Genomic DNA, 16,506 nt, shown 5'->3' with positions numbered 1-16,506 from the left:
TAAGTTGATTATTTGCCTGTTTGCGAAATAGCTCTGATAACGACGCAGCAACATGATTTTGATTTTCTTGAGCAAAATCGCCACGTTGATCGTTCGCTCGTGTGTCGGCAGGCACGTGGCACTGAACTTTTCCTGACCGTGGCCCCTCAACCGATTAACCCGCCTTAACCGGAACTGAGGCCTACCCCGATGAAAACCCTGATCAAGCTCACTCTCGCCGCCACCCTCGCCTGCGCCCTGCCCGTCTGGGCCTGTACGCCGGAAGAAGCCACCGCCAAACGCGAACAGCTGGCCAAGGAAGTCGCCAAGCTCACCGAACAGAATCCGGCCAAGGCCAAGGAGATCAACGCCGAGTTGCAGAAGATGGATCTGGGCACGGCCAGTGCGGATCTGCCGGACAAATGCCAGTTGATTGATCAGCGGTTGAAAGAGTTGGGCACGGCGGAGAAAAAAGCGGAAAGCTAAAAGCGAAAGATCGCAGCCTTCGGCAGCGCCTGCACCGAACCCTGTAGGAACTGCCGAAGGCTGCGATCTTTCGCCCTTGAAAATGCATTTATGCATTTATTTATTTGCATTAACGCATATCCGCATCTACGGTTACATCGAGCAACGAGATCGGAATCCGCCATATGAAATGGCAACCCGTGAACACCGATCGCTCGGCAACACCGCAACACCCATACAAGCTGGACGCTTGTTTTCACTCATGGAGGATTGAAAAATGTTAACCACAGCAGCAACACAATTCACCGGCGAATCACTGCCAAGGTGCCTGGCCGGTCACCTGCTCGACCCGCAACTCGCCGAAGTCGAAGCCACTGAACAAATCAGCGCCCTCGCCGCCGGCAGCCTCAACTTCAACATGCAGAAGCAGACTCAGACCAACTGGTGCTGGGCCGCCGTGTCCGCCTCGGTCGGCAACTATTACGGCACCGGAAACTGGACGCAGTGCGGCGTGGCCAGCACTCAGCTCGACCGCAATTGCTGCAATCAGCCGGGACCGTGCAACGTCTACGGCTATCTGGATTCGGCGCTGCAAACCACCCGTAGCTACAACGGCATGAATCAGGGTTCGCTGCAGATGTCGGCCATTCAGAACCAGATCAGCATGGGCCGCCCGGTCGGCTTGCGCTGCGCCTGGTACGGTGGCGGCGCGCATTTTCTGACGATCTACGGCACCAATGGCGATTACGTGTTGGTCGCGGACTCGATCTACGGATATTCGACCCGTGCGCTGAACGCGTTCCCCCGCGCCTACAACGGCGGCGGCAACTGGACCCACACTTACTTCACCGTGAAAAACTAGGAGGGCGACATCATGCAACTGACTTATCCAAAGGCGCCTTCCAACGGCGTACAGACCTTGCGCCCGGCGCTGCAAGCGGCACTGCAAACCCAAGGCTTTGGCGCCAATCGCCAGTTCGCCAATGCGCTACCTGCAAAAATCAGCCTCAGCGAGGCGTACCGTGGCTACTCGCTGAATCTGGAGGACCTGAGCCACGGCAAAGGCCTGAAAGATGCCCGCCTCGGCGACTGGCATTACCTGGTGTTCGCCGATGGCGTGACGATTGCCGATGCACAATTGGCCGAGGTTCGCGGGCATGTCGAGTTTGCCTCGCTGAACCACGGCGATCACGCCGCTGCTACGGTGGGTGCGCTGAAACTGGCAGAACAAGCGCCGCAATTGCAGGGTAAAACCGTTGAGCTGCGCGTGCTGTTTGTCTCGGCCCTGCACGTTGTCGCGATCTGGCTGCATGCCGACGGTGAAGACGTGCTGATCCCGATCGAGCCGACACCGAAAGAACTGGCGACCACGCGGTTGTACAGCGAAGCAACACTGCTCGCCGCACTGAAACCGGCAGCGGATCAAGCCAAGCGGCGCTTTGACGCCGACACCAGTGGCCAGTTAGGCAACTGATGGACGAAAAAAAACCCGGACACTGTCCGGGTTTTTTATGTGCGCCTGAAACGACTTACTCAGCCGCAGGCTCTGCCGGCTTGCGGCGCTTGAGCGGCGCCATGCCGTCGCTGCTCACCAGAGAATCCGGCTTCGGACGGTTGACGCTCTTGCGCTTGGTCGGCGTCTTGGCGGCGGTTTTCTTCTTGTCGCCCTTGGCGTCGGTCTTTTTCTTCTTCACGCCGACGGCTTTGCCCGAGGCCTTGACCTTTTTCGGTCCGCCGTAGGTGCCTTTGACTTCCTTGATGGTGCGGCGCTCGAAGCTCTGCTTCAGGTAGCGCTCGATGCTCGACATCAGGTTCCAGTCGCCGTGGCAGATCAGCGAGATCGCCAGACCGTCGTTACCGGCACGACCGGTGCGGCCGATGCGGTGCACGTACTCGTCGCCGCTGCGTGGCATGTCGAAGTTGATCACCAGGTCCAGGCCATCAACGTCCAGACCGCGGGCCGCCACATCGGTGGCCACCAGAATCTTCACGCCGCCCTGCTTCAGACGATCGATCGCCAGTTTGCGATCCTTCTGGTCTTTCTCGCCGTGCAGCACGAACGCCTTGTATTCCTGAGCCACAAGGCGGCCGTAGATGCGGTCGGCCATGGCGCGGGTGTTGGTGAAAACGATGGCCTTCTGATAGGTCTCGTTGGCCAGCAGCCAGTTCACGATTTGTTCTTTGTGCTGGTTGTGGTCGGCGGTGATGATCTGCTGACGAGTGGTCGAGTTCAACTGGCTGACCGCGTTGAGCTGCAAGTGCTCAGGGTTGTTCAGCACTTTGCCGATCATCTCGCGCAGACCGGAGCCGCCGGTGGTGGCGGAGAACAGCATGGTCTGCTGACGGTTCGGGCATTCGTCGACCAGACGTTGCACGTCTTCGGCGAAACCCATGTCGAGCATACGGTCGGCTTCGTCGAGCACCAGCACTTCAACTTCTTTCAAGTCGAGGTTGCCAGCGTTGAGTTGCTCGATCATCCGGCCCGGGGTGCCGATGAGGATGTCCGGCACCTTGCGCAGCATCGCCGCTTGCACCTTGAAATCTTCACCGCCGGTGATCAGGCCGGATTTGATGAAGGTGAACTGCGAGAAGCGTTCAACTTCTTTCAGCGTTTGCTGAGCCAGTTCACGGGTCGGCAGCAGGATCAGGGTCTTGATGCTGACGCGAACCTTGGCCGGGCCAATCAGGCGGTTGAGGATTGGCAGGACGAAAGCAGCAGTCTTGCCGCTACCGGTTTGCGCCGTCACCCGCAGGTCACGCCCCTGAAGCGCCAGCGGAATGGCCGCTGCTTGCACAGGCGTTGGCTCGACAAATTTCAGCTCGGCCACAGCTTTGAGCAGGCGTTCGTGCAGGGCGAATTGGGAAAACACGGGTGCTACCTCGAAGATATGCAAAAAAACAGCTGCATAGATTACCGGTTTCGAGCGCTCAGGCCGAGTTTCTTTATACAAACGGTGCTAATCAGTGGCTTTTTTGTTGCTCGATTTGTCTCTTACGGTAATACGCAGCGTCTTAAATGCTCTAATCGCCCATCGCGTCTTATAGAAGAATCGTTTCTCTTATGGATTTCAAACAGCTCTGGCTCAAAGCCCAAGACCTATGGGGCACCCTCGAACAGCATCCGTTTCTGCAATCCGGCCTGGCGCTGATCCTGCTTTTAGTGCTCGCGCTGGTGCTCGGACGAGTGGCGCGTTATCTGATCCTGCACGCCAGCCGCATGCTCGGTCGCCAACCGGCACTGCACTGGCTCAACGACTTTCGCCACAACAAGGTGTTCCAGCGTCTGGCGCAGATGACGCCGTCACTGGTGATCCAGTTCGGCCTGCATCTGGTGCCGGAGCTGAGCAAAACCGCGATGACGTTCCTTGGCAACGTCGCGCTGTCGTTCACCATCCTGTTCCTGTTGCTGTCGATCAGCGCCCTGCTCAATGCCTTGCTCGACATCTACGCCCGTACTGAACACGCCCGCACCCGCTCGATCAAGGGTTACGTGCAACTGGCGAAAATGGTCTTGTACGTTTTTGGCGCAATCATCATCGTCGCCACGCTGATCGACCGTTCACCGCTGTTGCTGCTGTCGGGTCTGGGTGCGATGTCGGCGGTGATTCTGTTGGTCTACAAGGACACCCTTCTGTCGTTCGTCGCCAGTGTGCAATTGACCAGCAACGACATGCTGCGCGTCGGCGACTGGATCGAGATGCCGCAAGTCGGCGCCGATGGCGACGTGGTCGACATCACCCTGCACACGGTCAAGGTGCAGAATTTCGACAAGACGATTGTGTCGATCCCGACCTGGCGGCTGATGTCCGAGTCGTTCCGAAACTGGCGCGGCATGCAGCAGTCCGGCGGGCGGCGGATCAAGCGCAGTCTGTTCATCGACGCCAGCGGCGTGCGTTTCATCCGTGACGATGAAGAAGAGAAACTGAGCCAGGTGCATCTGCTGACCGGCTACATGAGCCGCAAGAAAGCCGAACTCAAGGCTTGGAACGAAGCACAGGGCAATGTGGCGGCGATGTCGGCCAACCGTCGGCGGATGACCAATATCGGCACCTTTCGCGCTTATGCCTTGGCGTATTTGAAGAGTCACCCGGAGGTGCAACCGAACATGACCTGCATGGTGCGCCAGATGCAAACCACGGCGCAGGGCATTCCGCTGGAAATCTACTGCTTCACCAGCACCACGGTGTGGGCCGATTACGAGCGGATTCAGGGGGATATTTTCGATTACCTGCTGGCGGTGTTGCCGGAGTTTGGTTTGAGCCTGTATCAGCAGCCGAGTGGCGGGGATTTGCGTGTGGGAATGCTGCCGGCGGTGCTCGGCGCGGCCAGCATTCCAGAGCCGCAAAAACATCTCATGTAAAACCACCGATCTACTGTAGGAGTGAGCCTGCTCGCGATAGCGGTGGGTCAGACAAATCAATGATGACTGACCCACCGCTATCGCGAGCAGGCTCACTCCTACAGGGGTTAGGCGGCGGCTTGAGATCTGCGGATGCCCAAACGGCTTATCCACACCGCCGCCAGAATCACGCTCCCGCCGAAGAACAACCGTCCAAGTTCCTCATCCTGATTCCAGATCAGCAAGTTCAGCAGCAACCCCACCGGTACATGCAGGTTGTTCATCACCGCCAGCGTGCCACCGTTGACCATGCACGCGCCTTTGTTCCACCAATACAGGCCCAGCGCCGTCGAGACCAGACCGAGGAACAGCAGCACGCCCCATTGCAGCGGCGCTTCGGGCAGGAAGTTGGCTTTGCCGAACAGCAGGAATGCCGGCAGCACCACCGCCAGTGCGCCGAGGTAGAAGTAGCCAAAGCGGCGATAATGCGGCAGATCGCTCGGGTGTTTCGCCACCAGATGTTTGTACAACACCTGCCCGGCGGCGTAGGTGAAGTTGGCCAGTTGCAGCAGCAGGAAGCCCATGAAGAAGTCCGGGTTGATCCGGTCGAAGCGAATCACCGCTGCGCCGCCTACCGCCACCAATGCGGCGATCAGTGCCCACGGGTTGAAGCGGCGGTTGAGCGCATCTTCGATCAGGGTTACGTGCAATGGCGTGAGGATGGTGAACAGCAACACCTCCGGCACCGTCAGCACACGGAAGCTCAGGTACAGGCAGACGTAGGTCACGCCGAACTGCAACGCGCCGATCAACAGCATGCCGCGCATGAACGCCGGTTCCACCGAACGCCAGCGGGTCAGCGGGATGAAGACCAGCCCGGCTAGCAGCACACGTACCAGCACCGCGAAGTAGCTGTCGACATGACCGGCAAGGTATTCGCCGATCAGACTGAAGGAAAACGCCTGGATCAGCGTGACAAAAAGTAGATAGCCCATGATCGCCTCTGTTTCGAATGGCGGCGACGATAGCGGTTTTTACTTTCTGGAACCAACACAAATCCCAGGCAAAAAAAAGCCCGATCTCGCTAATGCGTTCAATCGGGCTACAGCACTCAGGAGCAAAAAGTGCAAAGGGAGGTTCGATGCGCGTAGAGCCTTGAAGGGGTTGCGCCAGGTCACTAGAACATCCAGCGATTATCTGGCGATTAACATATCAAGCGACCGAGGCCAGTTTGGCGTTGGCCTGGTTCAAGCCTTTTTCCTGGAAGTCGCCACCCAGGTTCATGCCTTCGGCGTGAATAAAAGTCACGTCGTGGATGCCGATGAAACCCATCACCTGGCGCAAGTACGGTTCCTGATGGTCCGCCGGGCCGCCGGCGTAGATGCCGCCGCGGGCCGTCAGCACGTAGGCACGCTTGCCGCTGAGCAGGCCTTGCGGGCCGGTTTCGGTGTATTTGAAGGTCACGCCGGCACGCAGCACATGGTCGAGCCAGGCCTTGAGGGTGCTCGGGATCGCGAAGTTGTACATCGGTGCGGCCATCACCAATACATCGGCGGCCAGCAGTTCGTCAGTCAATTCATTGGAGCGATCCAGCGACGCCTGTTCGCTGTCGTTGCGCTGCTCGGCGGGCTTCATCCAGCCACCCAACAGATTGATGTCCAAGTGCGGCACCGGGTTCACGGCGAGGTCACGTACGGTGATCTGATCGGCAGGGTGTGCTGCTTTCCACTGTTTGATGAAGGTCTGGGTCAACTGGCGGGACACCGAGTCTTGCTGGCGGGCGCTGCTTTCGATGATCAGAACGCGGGACATGTTGTGTAGCCTCCATCCGAGAATGTTGTAGGTCGATGGAGTGGAGATTAGACAGAGTCGATTCGATGAAAAAGCGCAAATAATTGCTATAAAGCATCGATAAATTCGTTTATAAGCTGAAGCATGCCTTTGCAGGAGTGAGCCTGCTCGCGATAGCGGTGTGTCAGGCGACATCTATTTATCTGGAACACCGCTATCGCGAGCAGGCTCACTCCTACAGGAGAACGGTGCTACTTCGGGGTGCAAGTCAGCTTGATCCGCAGCTTGATGATTTCTCGGGTGAACTTGGCCGTAGCGTTTTTATGCTTGCCGGCCGCCACTTCGATGGTGCGTGTGCGCGGTGCTTCCGGGCCGTTGGTGAACACGGCTTTGCAGACTGCATCGACATCCCCGTAGTTGACCACCCGGATCGAGCCGATGTCATTGTCGGTGTCGAAGGTCACGTAGTCGATCTTCAGTCCGTTGAGATCCTTGACCACGTCGATCGGATAAGCAAACGCCGACATCGGCAGCAGCGCCAGCAACACACAACAGAATTTTTTCATTCGGCAATCTCCATGAGGGACGGCCAGCTTAGGACAAGAGGAGCTATTGATGAAAGCGCCCCGCGTGACCCTTGATCAATGGCGAACATTGCAGGCCGTGGTCGACCACGGCGGATTCGCCCAGGCCGCCGAGGCCCTGCACCGTTCGCAATCGTCGGTGAGCTACACCGTCGCCCGCATGCAGGACCAGCTCGGCGTACCGTTGCTGCGCATCGACGGACGTAAAGCCGTGCTGACCGAAGCCGGTGGCGTGTTGCTGCGCCGCTCGCGGCAACTGGTGAAACAGGCCAGCCAATTGGAAGACCTTGCCCACCACATGGAGCAAGGCTGGGAAGCTGAGGTGCGACTGGTGGTCGATGCGGCCTATCCGAGCGCACGCATCGTGAGGGCGCTGACTGCGTTCATGCCGCAGAGTCGTGGCTGCCGCGTGCGTCTGCGCGAGGAAGTGTTGTCGGGTGTCGAGGAAGTGTTGCTTGAGGGTGTGGCCGATCTGGCCATTACCGGCCTGAGCATTCCCGGTTACCTTGGTGCGGAACTGAGCGACGTCGAGTTTGTGGCCGTCGCCCATCCCGATCACCCGCTGCATCGGCTCAATCGCGAACTGAGCTTTCAGGATCTGGAGACCCAGATGCAAGTGGTCATCCGCGACTCTGGGCGCCAACAGCCACGGGATGTCGGCTGGCTCGGCGCCGAACAACGCTGGACTGTCGGTAGCCTTGCTACTGCTGCCACGTTTGTCAGCAGCGGCCTGGGCTTTGCGTGGTTGCCACGGCACATGATCGAGCGGGAACTGAAAGATGGCTCGCTTAAGCTGCTACCGTTGGACAGGGGCGGCAACCGCAACTCCAGCTTCTATCTGTATTCAAACAAGGACAAACCGCTGGGCCCGGCCACGCAAATCCTTATCGAACTGCTGCGCACCTTCGACACTTTGCCGCTGGACGCACCGTTCGCCGCACCTGAGCAAGCCTGACACGGAGTTCATCGATGGCGTATTTCGAGCACGAAGGTTGCAACCTGCACTACGAGGAATATGGCCACGGCACGCCGTTGCTGCTGGTCCACGGGCTCGGCTCGAGCACGCTGGACTGGGAAATGCAGATCCCGGCACTGGCCGCGCATTACCGGGTGATCGTCCCGGACATTCGCGGCCACGGCCGCTCGGACAAACCCCGCGAGCGCTACAGCATCGCGGGCTTCAGCGCCGATCTGGTCGCGCTGATCGAGCACTTGAAACTCGGCCCGGTGCACTACGCCGGGCTGTCCATGGGTGGCATGATCGGTTTTCAACTGGCCGTCGATCAGCCGCAGATGCTCAAGAGCCTGACCATCGTCAACAGCGCCCCCGAGGTCAAACTGCGCAGCCGCGACGACTATTGGCAGTGGTTCAAGCGCTGGAGTCTGATGCGGGTGCTGAGTCTCGCGACTATTGGCAAGGCGCTGGGTGGCAAACTTTTCCCGAAACCGGAACAGGCCGATCTGCGACAGAAAATGGCCGAACGCTGGGCAAAAAACGACAAACGTGCTTATCTCGCCAGCTTCGATGCGATTGTGGGCTGGGGGGTTCAGGAACGACTTTCCCGAGTGACCTGTCCAACCCTCATCGTCAGCGCCGACCGTGACTACACACCCGTCGCGCTGAAAGAAACCTATGTAAAACTGCTGCCCGATGCGCGGCTGGTGGTGATCGCCGATTCACGCCACGCCACCCCGCTCGATCAACCCGAACGCTTCAACCAAACGCTGCTGGAGTTTCTCGCCGCAGCCGATATTCAATCTCAGGATCACTGACCCATGCTGAAAAAACTCGCCCTCGCCGCCGGCACCGTGCTGTTTGCTGCCAACCTGATGGCTGCCACGCCGGTTAAAGCACCGCACGTGCTGCTGGAAACCACCAATGGCCAGATCGAAATCGAACTGGACCCGGTCAAGGCACCGATCAGTACCAAGAACTTCCTTGAATACGTCGACAGCGGCTTCTACACCAACACGATTTTCCACCGTGTGATCCCGGGGTTCATGGCTCAGGGCGGCGGTTTCACCCAGCAAATGCAGCAAAAAGAAACCAAGGCACCGATCAAGAACGAAGCCAGTAATGGTCTGCATAACGTTCGCGGCACCTTGTCGATGGCACGCACCTCCAACCCGGATTCGGCCACCAGCCAGTTCTTCATCAACGTGGCCGACAACGCCTTCCTCGACCCGGGTCGTGACGCCGGTTACGCCGTATTCGCCAAAGTGGTCAAGGGCATGGACGTGGTCGACGTCATCGTCAACTCGCAAACCACTACCAAACAAGGCATGCAAAACGTGCCAGTCGACCCTGTGATCATCAAGTCGGCCAAGCGCATCGACTAAGGTTTACAGGGCATATAGAGCGGCGACGGCCTGATCCCGCGCCGCTCACACCGATAAAAGGAGAGCCCGTACTCCGGGCGGTTATCTGATGCTCTATCGCCGTTTTGAACAACTGATCGACATATTCCGCGACGCCCCGACGGCATCCCCGCCGGACCGTGTGCTCCCCTTCTATACCTATTACCTCAAGCAGGTCTGGCCAAGTTTTGCCGCTCTGCTGGTGGTCGGTCTGTTTGCCGCGCTGATCGAAGTGGCGCTGTTCAGTTATCTGAGCCGCATCATCGACCTGGCCCAAGGCACGCCCAACCCGAATTTCTTCAGCGACCACGCCCTCGAACTGTCATGGATGCTGGTGGTTGCGCTTGTGCTGCGCCCGATCTTCTTTGCTCTGCATGATTTGCTGGTGCATCAGACCCTGAGCCCGGGCATGACCAGCATGATTCGCTGGCAGAACCACAGCTACGTGCTCAAGCAGAGCCTGAACTTCTTCCAGAACGACTTCGCCGGTCGTATCGCCCAGCGCATCATGCAGACCGGCAACTCGCTGCGTGATTCGGCGGTGCAGGCGGTGGATGCGCTGTGGCACGTGGTGATCTATGCGGTCAGCGCGCTGGTACTGTTCGCCGAGGCCGACTGGCGCCTGATGATCCCGTTGCTGATATGGATCGCCGCCTATATCGGCGCGCTGTATTACTTCGTGCCACGGGTGAAAGACCGCTCGGTGGAAGCCTCCGACGCGCGCTCGAAACTGATGGGCCGAATCGTCGACGGCTACACCAACATCGCCACCCTGAAGCTGTTTGCCCACACCAATTTCGAACAGCACTACGCCAAGGAAGCCATCGAAGAGCAGACCGTCAAAGCGCAAATGGCCGGCCGCGTGGTCACCAGCATGGACGTGGCGATCACCGCCATGAACGGCTTGCTGATCGTCGGCACCACGGCGCTGGCCCTGTGGCTGTGGACGCAATCGCTGATCACTGTTGGCGCGATTGCCCTGGCGACGGGTCTGGTGATCCGCATCGTCAACATGTCCGGCTGGATCATGTGGGTGGTCACCGGCATTTTCGAGAACATCGGCATGGTCCAGGACGGTTTGCGCACCATCTCGCAACCGGTCAGCGTCACCGATCACGAACAGGCCAAACCGCTGGCAGTGGCCCATGGCGAAGTGCGTTTCGAGCACGTGGATTTTCACTACGGCAAGAAGAAAGGCATCATCGGCGACCTCAACCTGAACATTAAGCCGGGTGAGAAAATCGGTCTGATCGGGCCGTCCGGCGCCGGCAAATCGACCTTGGTCAACTTGCTCTTGCGCCTGTACGACGTTGAAGGCGGGCGCATCATGATTGACGGCCAGAACATCGCCGAAGTCGGCCAGGAAAGCCTGCGCGCGCGCATTGGCATGATCACTCAGGACACCTCGCTGCTGCACCGCTCGATCCGCGACAACTTGCTGTACGGCAAGCCTGACGCCACTGACGCAGAGCTGTGGGACGCCGTGCACAAGGCCCGCGCCGATGAGTTCATTCCGTTGTTGTCGGACGCTGAAGGCCGCACCGGGTTCGACGCGCATGTCGGTGAGCGCGGTGTGAAGCTGTCCGGTGGCCAGCGTCAGCGCATCGCCATTGCGCGGGTACTGCTCAAGGACGCGCCGATCCTGATCATGGACGAAGCGACCTCCGCCCTGGACTCGGAAGTCGAAGCAGCGATTCAGGAAAGCCTGGAAACCCTGATGCAGGGCAAAACCGTGATCGCGATTGCCCACCGCCTCTCGACCATCGCGCGCATGGATCGGCTGGTGGTGCTGGAAAACGGCAAGATCGCCGAGAGCGGCACCCACGCCGAGCTGCTGGCCCATCGCGGGCTGTATGCGCGGTTGTGGGCACACCAGACTGGAGGGTTTGTCGGGATCGATTGATAGCCAAAAAAGATCAAAAGATCGCAGCCTCCGGTAGCTCCTAGCCAGGGTTTTATATCCACTTGGAGAAGCTGCCGAAGGCTGCGATCTTTTGCTTTTGATCCCTGTAAATATTCAGGTTTGGCGGTAGGGCAAGGCTGCTCTCGCTTCTTCGGCATAGGCCAGCACACCGGCGCGTTCCTGGTGCAGGAAGTCTTTGACCGCCGCTTTCAAACCCGGATGCCGCAGGTAATGCCACGAGTACGTGATCACCGGTTCAAAGCCGCGAATCAGTTTGTGCTCACCCTGAGCGCCGGCATCGAAACGCTGATAACCCTGGGCAATCGCGTAATCCATGCCCTGATAAAAACAGGTCTCAAAGTGCAGCCGATCAAACTCGGCCAGACACCCCCAGTAGCGTCCGTAAAAGCTGTCACCCCCGACCAGGCTGAAGGCCATGGCCACCGGTCGTGAGCCTTGCTTGGCCAGCACCACACGGATCGCTTCGGGCATACGCTCGGCCAGCAGGCTGAAAAACTCCCGCGTCAGATAGGGCGTCTGCCGGCGCACCGCGTAGGTGTTGGCATAGCAGGCATAGACGAAATCCCACTGCGCCTCGTTCAGCTCGCGCCCTTCCAGCCATTCAAACTCGAAGCCCTGCCCCGCCACCTGCTCGCGCTCTTTGCGCATCTGTTTGCGCTTGCGCGAACTGAGCACATCGAGAAAATCCTGGAAGTCGCGGTAACCACGATTCTGCCAGTGATACTGACAGCCGATGCGCTGCAACCAGCCCGGTTGCTCGGCCATGGCGGCATCAGTGAAAGGGTCGGTGAAGTTGATGTGGGCGCTGGAGAGTTCTTCGATTTCCAGATAACCCGGCAGGCTTTTGAGCAGCTCGTAACCATCTTCGACGTTCGCCGCCAACAGCCGTGGGCCGCTGACCGGACTGAATGGCACCGCCGTCAACAACTTGGGGTAATAGTCGATCCCGGCGCGGGCGCAGGCATCGGCCCAGCCGTGATCGAACACGTACTCGCCGTAAGAATGCCACTTGCGGTAACTGGGTAGCGCCGCGATCAGTCGATCATCTTCGATGTGCAGCAAATGCTCGGGTTGCCAACCGCTGTGCGGGCCGACACTGCCGCTGTCTTCCAGCGCACTGAGAAACGCATGACGCAGAAATGGCTGACTCTCGGGCACCAGAGCGTCCCATTCCGATGGGGCGATTTCTGACAGGTTCTGCAGGCGTTGCAACGGCATCAACAAGTCTCCACATCTGGGTTTCAGCGCCCGGCGAGTATCGCCGATTGCGTTGCATTGCACACCCGCCATTGAGCGACAGCGCTCTAGATCGATAGTTCACGCGCACCGTGCATCGTCATCAACCTGCCATCACTGTGCCACCGCTCTGTCATAAACCATCGCGATACTGGCGCCTGTTTTTAGAGCGCCGGGTTCTACCCGGACACTGTTTTCCGACCTTCAACCGTCGGTTGTGCCCAGGATGGTTCAGCCATCCCTCTCATCTTCGGAGATTGCTATGCGTCTTGCTTCCACGAAAACTGCGGCGGCCCTGTGCGGTGGCCTGTTGCTGGCCATGAGCGTTCCGGCCAGTGCCGCAGTCGACGCCAAACTGCTCGACATGCTCAAGGCTAACGGTTCGATTTCCCAGTCGCAGTACATCGAGCTGCAAACTGAACTGGCCAAGGATCAGAAGGCTCAGCAAATCGCCCAGCAGGCGCAGCAAGAGACCAACGAACAAGTCGCGGCTGTCGCGAAGAAAACCACCGAACAAAGTGCCTTCGACCAGAAACTGGCCTGGGCTGCCAAGACCCAGTTCAAGGGCGACGTGCGTATCCGTCAGGAAACCATCAAGATCGACGGCGAACCAAACAATGGCGGCCGCGACAAGGATCGTCAGCGCATCCGTGCCCGTCTGGGTGCCTACACCGAGATCAACCCGCAAGTCGACACTGGCATCCGTATCGCCACCGGCGGCGGCGATGACGCCCGTTCGACCAACCAGGATCAGGACAACTACTTCGACAAGAAGCAGATCTGGCTCGACCTGGGTTACATCGATTACCACCCCGATCAAATCAAGAACCTGCACGTGATCGGCGGCAAGATGCTGCAACCGTGGGTCAGCATGGGCGACGTGATCTGGGATGGCGACATCAACCCTGAAGGTCTGGCCGTTACTTACAAATACCCATTGGGCAGCAGCGCCGAACTGTTCGGCAGCCTGGGTAACTACAACCTCAAGGACAACGTCGATGGCGACGGCGTGCAATTCCGTCACGATTTGCGCATGACCGCCGGCCAACTGGGTAGCCGCTTCACCATCACCGATAACCTGAAGCTGACGGTGGGTGGCAGTGTCTACGCCTACCAGAACGACGAAGACAGCCGTTGCACCGGTACTTCCACGCCGTGCGCCCTGGCCGTCAATGGCAACTCGGCGAACAACGAGTTCCGCCTGTACGAAGGCTTCAGCCAGATCGACATCGGCGGTCTGCCAATGCCTCTGTCGTTCTACGGCCAGTACGTGAAGAACAACGACGCCGTGACCGATCAGGACACTGCGTGGCTGCTCGGCGCCAAGTCGAAGGTCTTCGGTTTCAACCTCGACTACAACTATCGTGACGTGCAACGCAACGCTGTAGTCGGCGCCTTCACCGACTCCGACTTCGCCAACGGTACTACCGGTTCGCGTGGCCACAAGTTCAAGGTCGGTTACGACATCGACAAGAACTTCGCCCTTGGCGCGACGTACTACCTGACCAAGGCCGACTTCTCCAGCCGTACACAGCGTGACGCAGACACCAACACTCTGCAGCTGGACGCGGAAGCGAAGTTTTAAGCCACAGAGCAACAGATCTCAGGCGTTGCGCTTCTCATCCGGGCGCAATGTTTGAGGTGTTTCAACAGTCTGGTGCGATTATGGCGATCCCCATCATCCGTGAGCCTTAACCGTGCCAGCCTGCATTTCCCTCAGGGACTGTCGTCCCGCCGCTGCTTGGCCAGACGCTCGGCCAGCGCATCGACATCCTCCACCGGGTGCTCCGGCAGCGCCTTCAGCGTCACTTGCATCAGACGCATCTGACGAATGAAACGCCGGCAATTGGCGCAGAACATCAGGTGATGACGCACCATCAGTTTTTCCCGAAAACTCAACTGGCCATCGAGATAATCGCTGGATCGTGCCACTTGCTCCTTGCAGGTCAACATTCCCCTGTCTCCTCAAAATGTTCCACGGTCGCGAAGACCTTTAAACGTGCCCGATGCAGCAGCACGCGGACATTGGAGAGCGATATCTCCAGAAGATTACAGATCTCTTCCAGCTCCAGCCCCTGACGTTCGCGCAACAACAGCACACTGCTTTGCAGTTCCGACAGGCTCAACAGCGTGTGTTCCAGGCATTCGCGCAGTTCGCTTTCGGTCAACAACGCTTCGGGAGTGTCCTGGTGCCAGGCAAACGGTGCGACCAGCCAATGGCCGTCCCCGGGAGAAAAACGGCCGTCGTCGATGGTGCCGTGGGGCGATGGCAGGTCATCCATCAGCACTTCGCGGCGATTGAGTTTGTAACGACTTTTGGCTGAGTTGGCGGTGATGGTCAGCAACCAGGTTTTGAGACTGGAGCGGCCTTCGAAGCTGCCAATATGACGCACCACCGAGAGCCAGGCATCCTGCACCACTTCCTCGACATGACGCTGGCCGACAATCGCATACGCGACGGCGCGCATCGCACTCTGATAAGTCGTGACCAGTTCCTTGAAAGCCTGTTGCTCGCCTGCCAGCAAACGCGCGAGCAGTTGGGTGTCGTCAGCCGCCATCCATCAATCTCCTTGTTCCGACTTCGAAAAAGATAGCGGCAGGATTCGCCTAAAGCGTCTCCTGCCGCGATTTCCGAAAACTACAGCGTTCCAGCCGATTCGGATGTAGGAAAGGTCAGCGCGATTAAGCGGAAATTAAACCGTTTTTCAACGCTTGCGCAGAATCACGCTACCGATCGAGTAACCCGCACCGAACGAACTCAGTACCGCCAGCGAACCGCTGGCCAGATCATCCTGATATTTGTGGAAAGCAATCACGGACCCGGCAGAGCTGGTGTTGGCGTAGGTGTCGAGGATCACCGGCGCTTCTTCTTCGGTAGCCTCGCGGCCCAGCAGTTTGCGCACGATCAGGTGGTTCATGCTGAGGTTGGCCTGGTGCAGCCAGAAACGCTTCACATCGCCGACGTTGAGCTGGTTTTCCTGAAGATGCTCGCCGATCAGTTCAGCGACCATCGGGCAAACATCTTTAAACACCTTGCGGCCTTCCTGCACGAACAGCTTGTCGCGGGTGCCGATGCCCTCTTCCGCCGCGCGGTTGAGGAAGCCGAAGTTGTTGCGGATGTTGTTGGAGAACTTGGTCAGCAGTTTGGTGCTGACCACGTCGAACTGATGCTTGGACGTTGCAAGGTCAGCGCGCTCGATGATCACCGCAGTCGCGGCGTCGCCGAAGATGAAGTGGCTGTCGCGGTCACGGAAATTCAGGTGACCGGTGCAGACTTCCGGGTTGACCATCAGGATCGCCCGGGCCTGGCCCAGTTGCACGCTGTTGGCCGCGGCCTGGATGCCGAAGGTCGCCGAGGAGCACGCGACGTTCATGTCGAAACCGAAACCCTGAATGCCCAGCGCTTCCTGGACTTCAATGGCGATGGCCGGGTAAGCGCGTTGCAGGTTAGAGCAGGCGACGATGACGCCGTCGATGTCGGCAGCCGTCTTGCCGGCGCGTTGCAAGGCTTGCTCGGCAGCGCCAATGGCCATTTGGCAAAGTACCGACCACTCGTCGTTGGAGCGCTCCGGCAGGCGCGGGGCCATGCGTTGCGGATCAAGGATGCCGTCCTTGTCCATGACAAAGCGGCTTTTGATGCCCGAAGCTTTCTCGATGAACGCAGCGCTGGATTCGGTCAGGGCCTGGACTTCGCCGCTGGCGATGGCATCGGCGTTCTCGGCATTGAACTGGGCGACGTAGGTATTGAAAGACTGCACCAGCTCTTCGTTGGAGATGCTGTTGGCCGGGGTGTACAGGCCGGTGCCGCTGATGACGACGTTATGCATGGT

At 58.9% G+C, this 16,506-nt stretch carries 17 protein-coding genes; 9 read left to right on the top strand and 8 right to left on the bottom strand.

What is annotated here, in order from left to right; translation table 11 throughout:
* The first annotated feature begins 189 nt into the window (after positions 1–189).
* The 3 genes from ACIOVB_RS08360 (at position 190) to ACIOVB_RS08350 (ending at position 1,918) form a co-directional block, all read left to right on the top strand.
* Complete coding sequence (locus ACIOVB_RS08360) at positions 190–465, top strand: hypothetical protein (protein ID WP_064388340.1); 276 nt, start codon at positions 190–192, stop codon at positions 463–465.
* Between the two features lie 256 nt (positions 466–721).
* Positions 722–1,306, top strand: a complete 585-nt coding sequence (locus tag ACIOVB_RS08355; RefSeq protein ID WP_401266606.1) for a papain-like cysteine protease family protein — start codon at positions 722–724, stop codon at positions 1,304–1,306.
* Between the two features lie 12 nt (positions 1,307–1,318).
* Positions 1,319–1,918, top strand: coding sequence for a hypothetical protein (locus ACIOVB_RS08350; RefSeq protein ID WP_401266604.1), 600 nt, complete (start codon positions 1,319–1,321; stop codon positions 1,916–1,918).
* Positions 1,919–1,973: 55 nt separating this feature from the next.
* Here the strand turns inward: ACIOVB_RS08350 and ACIOVB_RS08345 are convergent, their stop codons facing one another.
* Positions 1,974–3,314: a DEAD/DEAH box helicase gene (locus tag ACIOVB_RS08345; protein WP_038358505.1), complete on the bottom strand. Its 1,341-nt coding sequence runs from the start codon at positions 3,312–3,314 to the stop codon at positions 1,974–1,976.
* Positions 3,315–3,505: 191 nt separating this feature from the next.
* Here ACIOVB_RS08345 and ACIOVB_RS08340 point away from each other — a divergent pair, with 191 nt between their 5' ends.
* Complete coding sequence (locus tag ACIOVB_RS08340) at positions 3,506–4,804, top strand: mechanosensitive ion channel family protein (RefSeq protein WP_187681263.1); 1,299 nt, start codon at positions 3,506–3,508, stop codon at positions 4,802–4,804.
* Between the two features lie 107 nt (positions 4,805–4,911).
* Here ACIOVB_RS08340 and ACIOVB_RS08335 read toward each other — a convergent pair whose 3' ends face one another.
* From ACIOVB_RS08335 to ACIOVB_RS08325, 3 genes are all read right to left on the bottom strand, one after another.
* Positions 4,912–5,778 (bottom strand): carboxylate/amino acid/amine transporter, encoded by an 867-nt coding sequence (locus ACIOVB_RS08335; RefSeq protein ID WP_401266599.1) that lies wholly within the window; start codon positions 5,776–5,778, stop codon positions 4,912–4,914.
* 217 nt (positions 5,779–5,995) lie between these two features.
* Positions 5,996–6,595, bottom strand: coding sequence for an FMN-dependent NADH-azoreductase (locus ACIOVB_RS08330; protein WP_187681376.1), 600 nt, complete (start codon positions 6,593–6,595; stop codon positions 5,996–5,998).
* Positions 6,596–6,825: 230 nt separating this feature from the next.
* Positions 6,826–7,140 (bottom strand): 3-phosphoglycerate kinase, encoded by a 315-nt coding sequence (locus ACIOVB_RS08325; protein ID WP_401266597.1) that lies wholly within the window; start codon positions 7,138–7,140, stop codon positions 6,826–6,828.
* Between the two features lie 49 nt (positions 7,141–7,189).
* On the opposite strand from ACIOVB_RS08325, the gene ACIOVB_RS08320 reads away from it, so the two are divergent.
* The 4 genes from ACIOVB_RS08320 (at position 7,190) to ACIOVB_RS08305 (ending at position 11,419) form a co-directional block, all read left to right on the top strand.
* The gene (locus ACIOVB_RS08320) at positions 7,190–8,113 is read left to right on the top strand and encodes a LysR family transcriptional regulator (protein WP_007914443.1); all 924 of its coding nucleotides are present in this window, start codon (positions 7,190–7,192) and stop codon (positions 8,111–8,113) included.
* A 14-nt stretch (positions 8,114–8,127) separates the two neighbouring features.
* On the top strand, positions 8,128–8,931 hold the full coding sequence (locus tag ACIOVB_RS08315) for an alpha/beta fold hydrolase (RefSeq protein ID WP_401266594.1): 804 nt from the start codon (positions 8,128–8,130) through the stop codon (positions 8,929–8,931).
* A 3-nt stretch (positions 8,932–8,934) separates the two neighbouring features.
* The gene (locus tag ACIOVB_RS08310; RefSeq protein WP_401266592.1) at positions 8,935–9,498 is read left to right on the top strand and encodes a peptidylprolyl isomerase; all 564 of its coding nucleotides are present in this window, start codon (positions 8,935–8,937) and stop codon (positions 9,496–9,498) included.
* An 88-nt stretch (positions 9,499–9,586) separates the two neighbouring features.
* A complete protein-coding gene (locus tag ACIOVB_RS08305; protein ID WP_401266590.1) occupies positions 9,587–11,419 on the top strand; it encodes an ABC transporter ATP-binding protein in 1,833 nt (610 codons plus the stop codon).
* Between the two features lie 114 nt (positions 11,420–11,533).
* Here ACIOVB_RS08305 and ACIOVB_RS08300 read toward each other — a convergent pair whose 3' ends face one another.
* A complete protein-coding gene (locus ACIOVB_RS08300; RefSeq protein WP_401266587.1) occupies positions 11,534–12,658 on the bottom strand; it encodes a GNAT family N-acetyltransferase in 1,125 nt (374 codons plus the stop codon).
* Between the two features lie 280 nt (positions 12,659–12,938).
* Here ACIOVB_RS08300 and ACIOVB_RS08295 point away from each other — a divergent pair, with 280 nt between their 5' ends.
* On the top strand, positions 12,939–14,261 hold the full coding sequence (locus ACIOVB_RS08295; RefSeq protein ID WP_401266584.1) for a putative porin: 1,323 nt from the start codon (positions 12,939–12,941) through the stop codon (positions 14,259–14,261).
* Positions 14,262–14,392: 131 nt separating this feature from the next.
* Here the strand turns inward: ACIOVB_RS08295 and ACIOVB_RS08290 are convergent, their stop codons facing one another.
* The 3 genes from ACIOVB_RS08290 to ACIOVB_RS08280 form a co-directional block, all read right to left on the bottom strand.
* Positions 14,393–14,629, bottom strand: coding sequence for an anti-sigma factor family protein (locus ACIOVB_RS08290; protein WP_401266581.1), 237 nt, complete (start codon positions 14,627–14,629; stop codon positions 14,393–14,395).
* Complete coding sequence (locus ACIOVB_RS08285; protein WP_401266578.1) at positions 14,623–15,234, bottom strand: RNA polymerase sigma factor; 612 nt, start codon at positions 15,232–15,234, stop codon at positions 14,623–14,625. Before ACIOVB_RS08285 ends, ACIOVB_RS08290 begins: the two co-directional genes overlap by 7 nt.
* Before the next feature lie 147 nt (positions 15,235–15,381).
* On the bottom strand, positions 15,382–16,503 hold the full coding sequence (locus tag ACIOVB_RS08280; RefSeq protein ID WP_401266576.1) for a beta-ketoacyl-ACP synthase III: 1,122 nt from the start codon (positions 16,501–16,503) through the stop codon (positions 15,382–15,384).
* Positions 16,504–16,506: the final 3 nt, after the last annotated feature.

This window comes from Pseudomonas sp. NPDC087639 (genome assembly GCF_044743385.1).
In the GTDB taxonomy this organism is placed as follows: domain Bacteria; phylum Pseudomonadota; class Gammaproteobacteria; order Pseudomonadales; family Pseudomonadaceae; genus Aquipseudomonas.
Note: the sequence above shows the minus strand (reverse complement) of the source record. Positions and strands in the feature narration are given on the sequence as shown.

Excerpts from the sequence above, each read along its gene's own strand:
- ACIOVB_RS08360 (WP_064388340.1), top strand. The coding sequence starts at position 190 with ATGAAAACCCTGATCAAGCTCACTCTCGCCGCCACCCTCGCCTGCGCC.
- ACIOVB_RS08355 (WP_401266606.1), top strand. The coding sequence starts at position 722 with ATGTTAACCACAGCAGCAACACAATTCACCGGCGAATCACTGCCAAGG.
- ACIOVB_RS08350 (WP_401266604.1), top strand. The coding sequence starts at position 1,319 with ATGCAACTGACTTATCCAAAGGCGCCTTCCAACGGCGTACAGACCTTG.
- ACIOVB_RS08340 (WP_187681263.1), top strand. The coding sequence starts at position 3,506 with ATGGATTTCAAACAGCTCTGGCTCAAAGCCCAAGACCTATGGGGCACC.
- ACIOVB_RS08335 (WP_401266599.1), bottom strand. The coding sequence starts at position 5,778 with ATGGGCTATCTACTTTTTGTCACGCTGATCCAGGCGTTTTCCTTCAGT.
- ACIOVB_RS08330 (WP_187681376.1), bottom strand. The coding sequence starts at position 6,595 with ATGTCCCGCGTTCTGATCATCGAAAGCAGCGCCCGCCAGCAAGACTCG.
- ACIOVB_RS08325 (WP_401266597.1), bottom strand. The coding sequence starts at position 7,140 with ATGAAAAAATTCTGTTGTGTGTTGCTGGCGCTGCTGCCGATGTCGGCG.
- ACIOVB_RS08320 (WP_007914443.1), top strand. The coding sequence starts at position 7,190 with ATGAAAGCGCCCCGCGTGACCCTTGATCAATGGCGAACATTGCAGGCC.
- ACIOVB_RS08315 (WP_401266594.1), top strand. The coding sequence starts at position 8,128 with ATGGCGTATTTCGAGCACGAAGGTTGCAACCTGCACTACGAGGAATAT.
- ACIOVB_RS08310 (WP_401266592.1), top strand. The coding sequence starts at position 8,935 with ATGCTGAAAAAACTCGCCCTCGCCGCCGGCACCGTGCTGTTTGCTGCC.
- ACIOVB_RS08305 (WP_401266590.1), top strand. The coding sequence starts at position 9,587 with ATGCTCTATCGCCGTTTTGAACAACTGATCGACATATTCCGCGACGCC.
- ACIOVB_RS08300 (WP_401266587.1), bottom strand. The coding sequence starts at position 12,658 with ATGCCGTTGCAACGCCTGCAGAACCTGTCAGAAATCGCCCCATCGGAA.
- ACIOVB_RS08295 (WP_401266584.1), top strand. The coding sequence starts at position 12,939 with ATGCGTCTTGCTTCCACGAAAACTGCGGCGGCCCTGTGCGGTGGCCTG.
- ACIOVB_RS08290 (WP_401266581.1), bottom strand. The coding sequence starts at position 14,629 with ATGTTGACCTGCAAGGAGCAAGTGGCACGATCCAGCGATTATCTCGAT.
- ACIOVB_RS08285 (WP_401266578.1), bottom strand. The coding sequence starts at position 15,234 with ATGGCGGCTGACGACACCCAACTGCTCGCGCGTTTGCTGGCAGGCGAG.
- ACIOVB_RS08280 (WP_401266576.1), bottom strand. The coding sequence starts at position 16,503 with ATGCATAACGTCGTCATCAGCGGCACCGGCCTGTACACCCCGGCCAAC.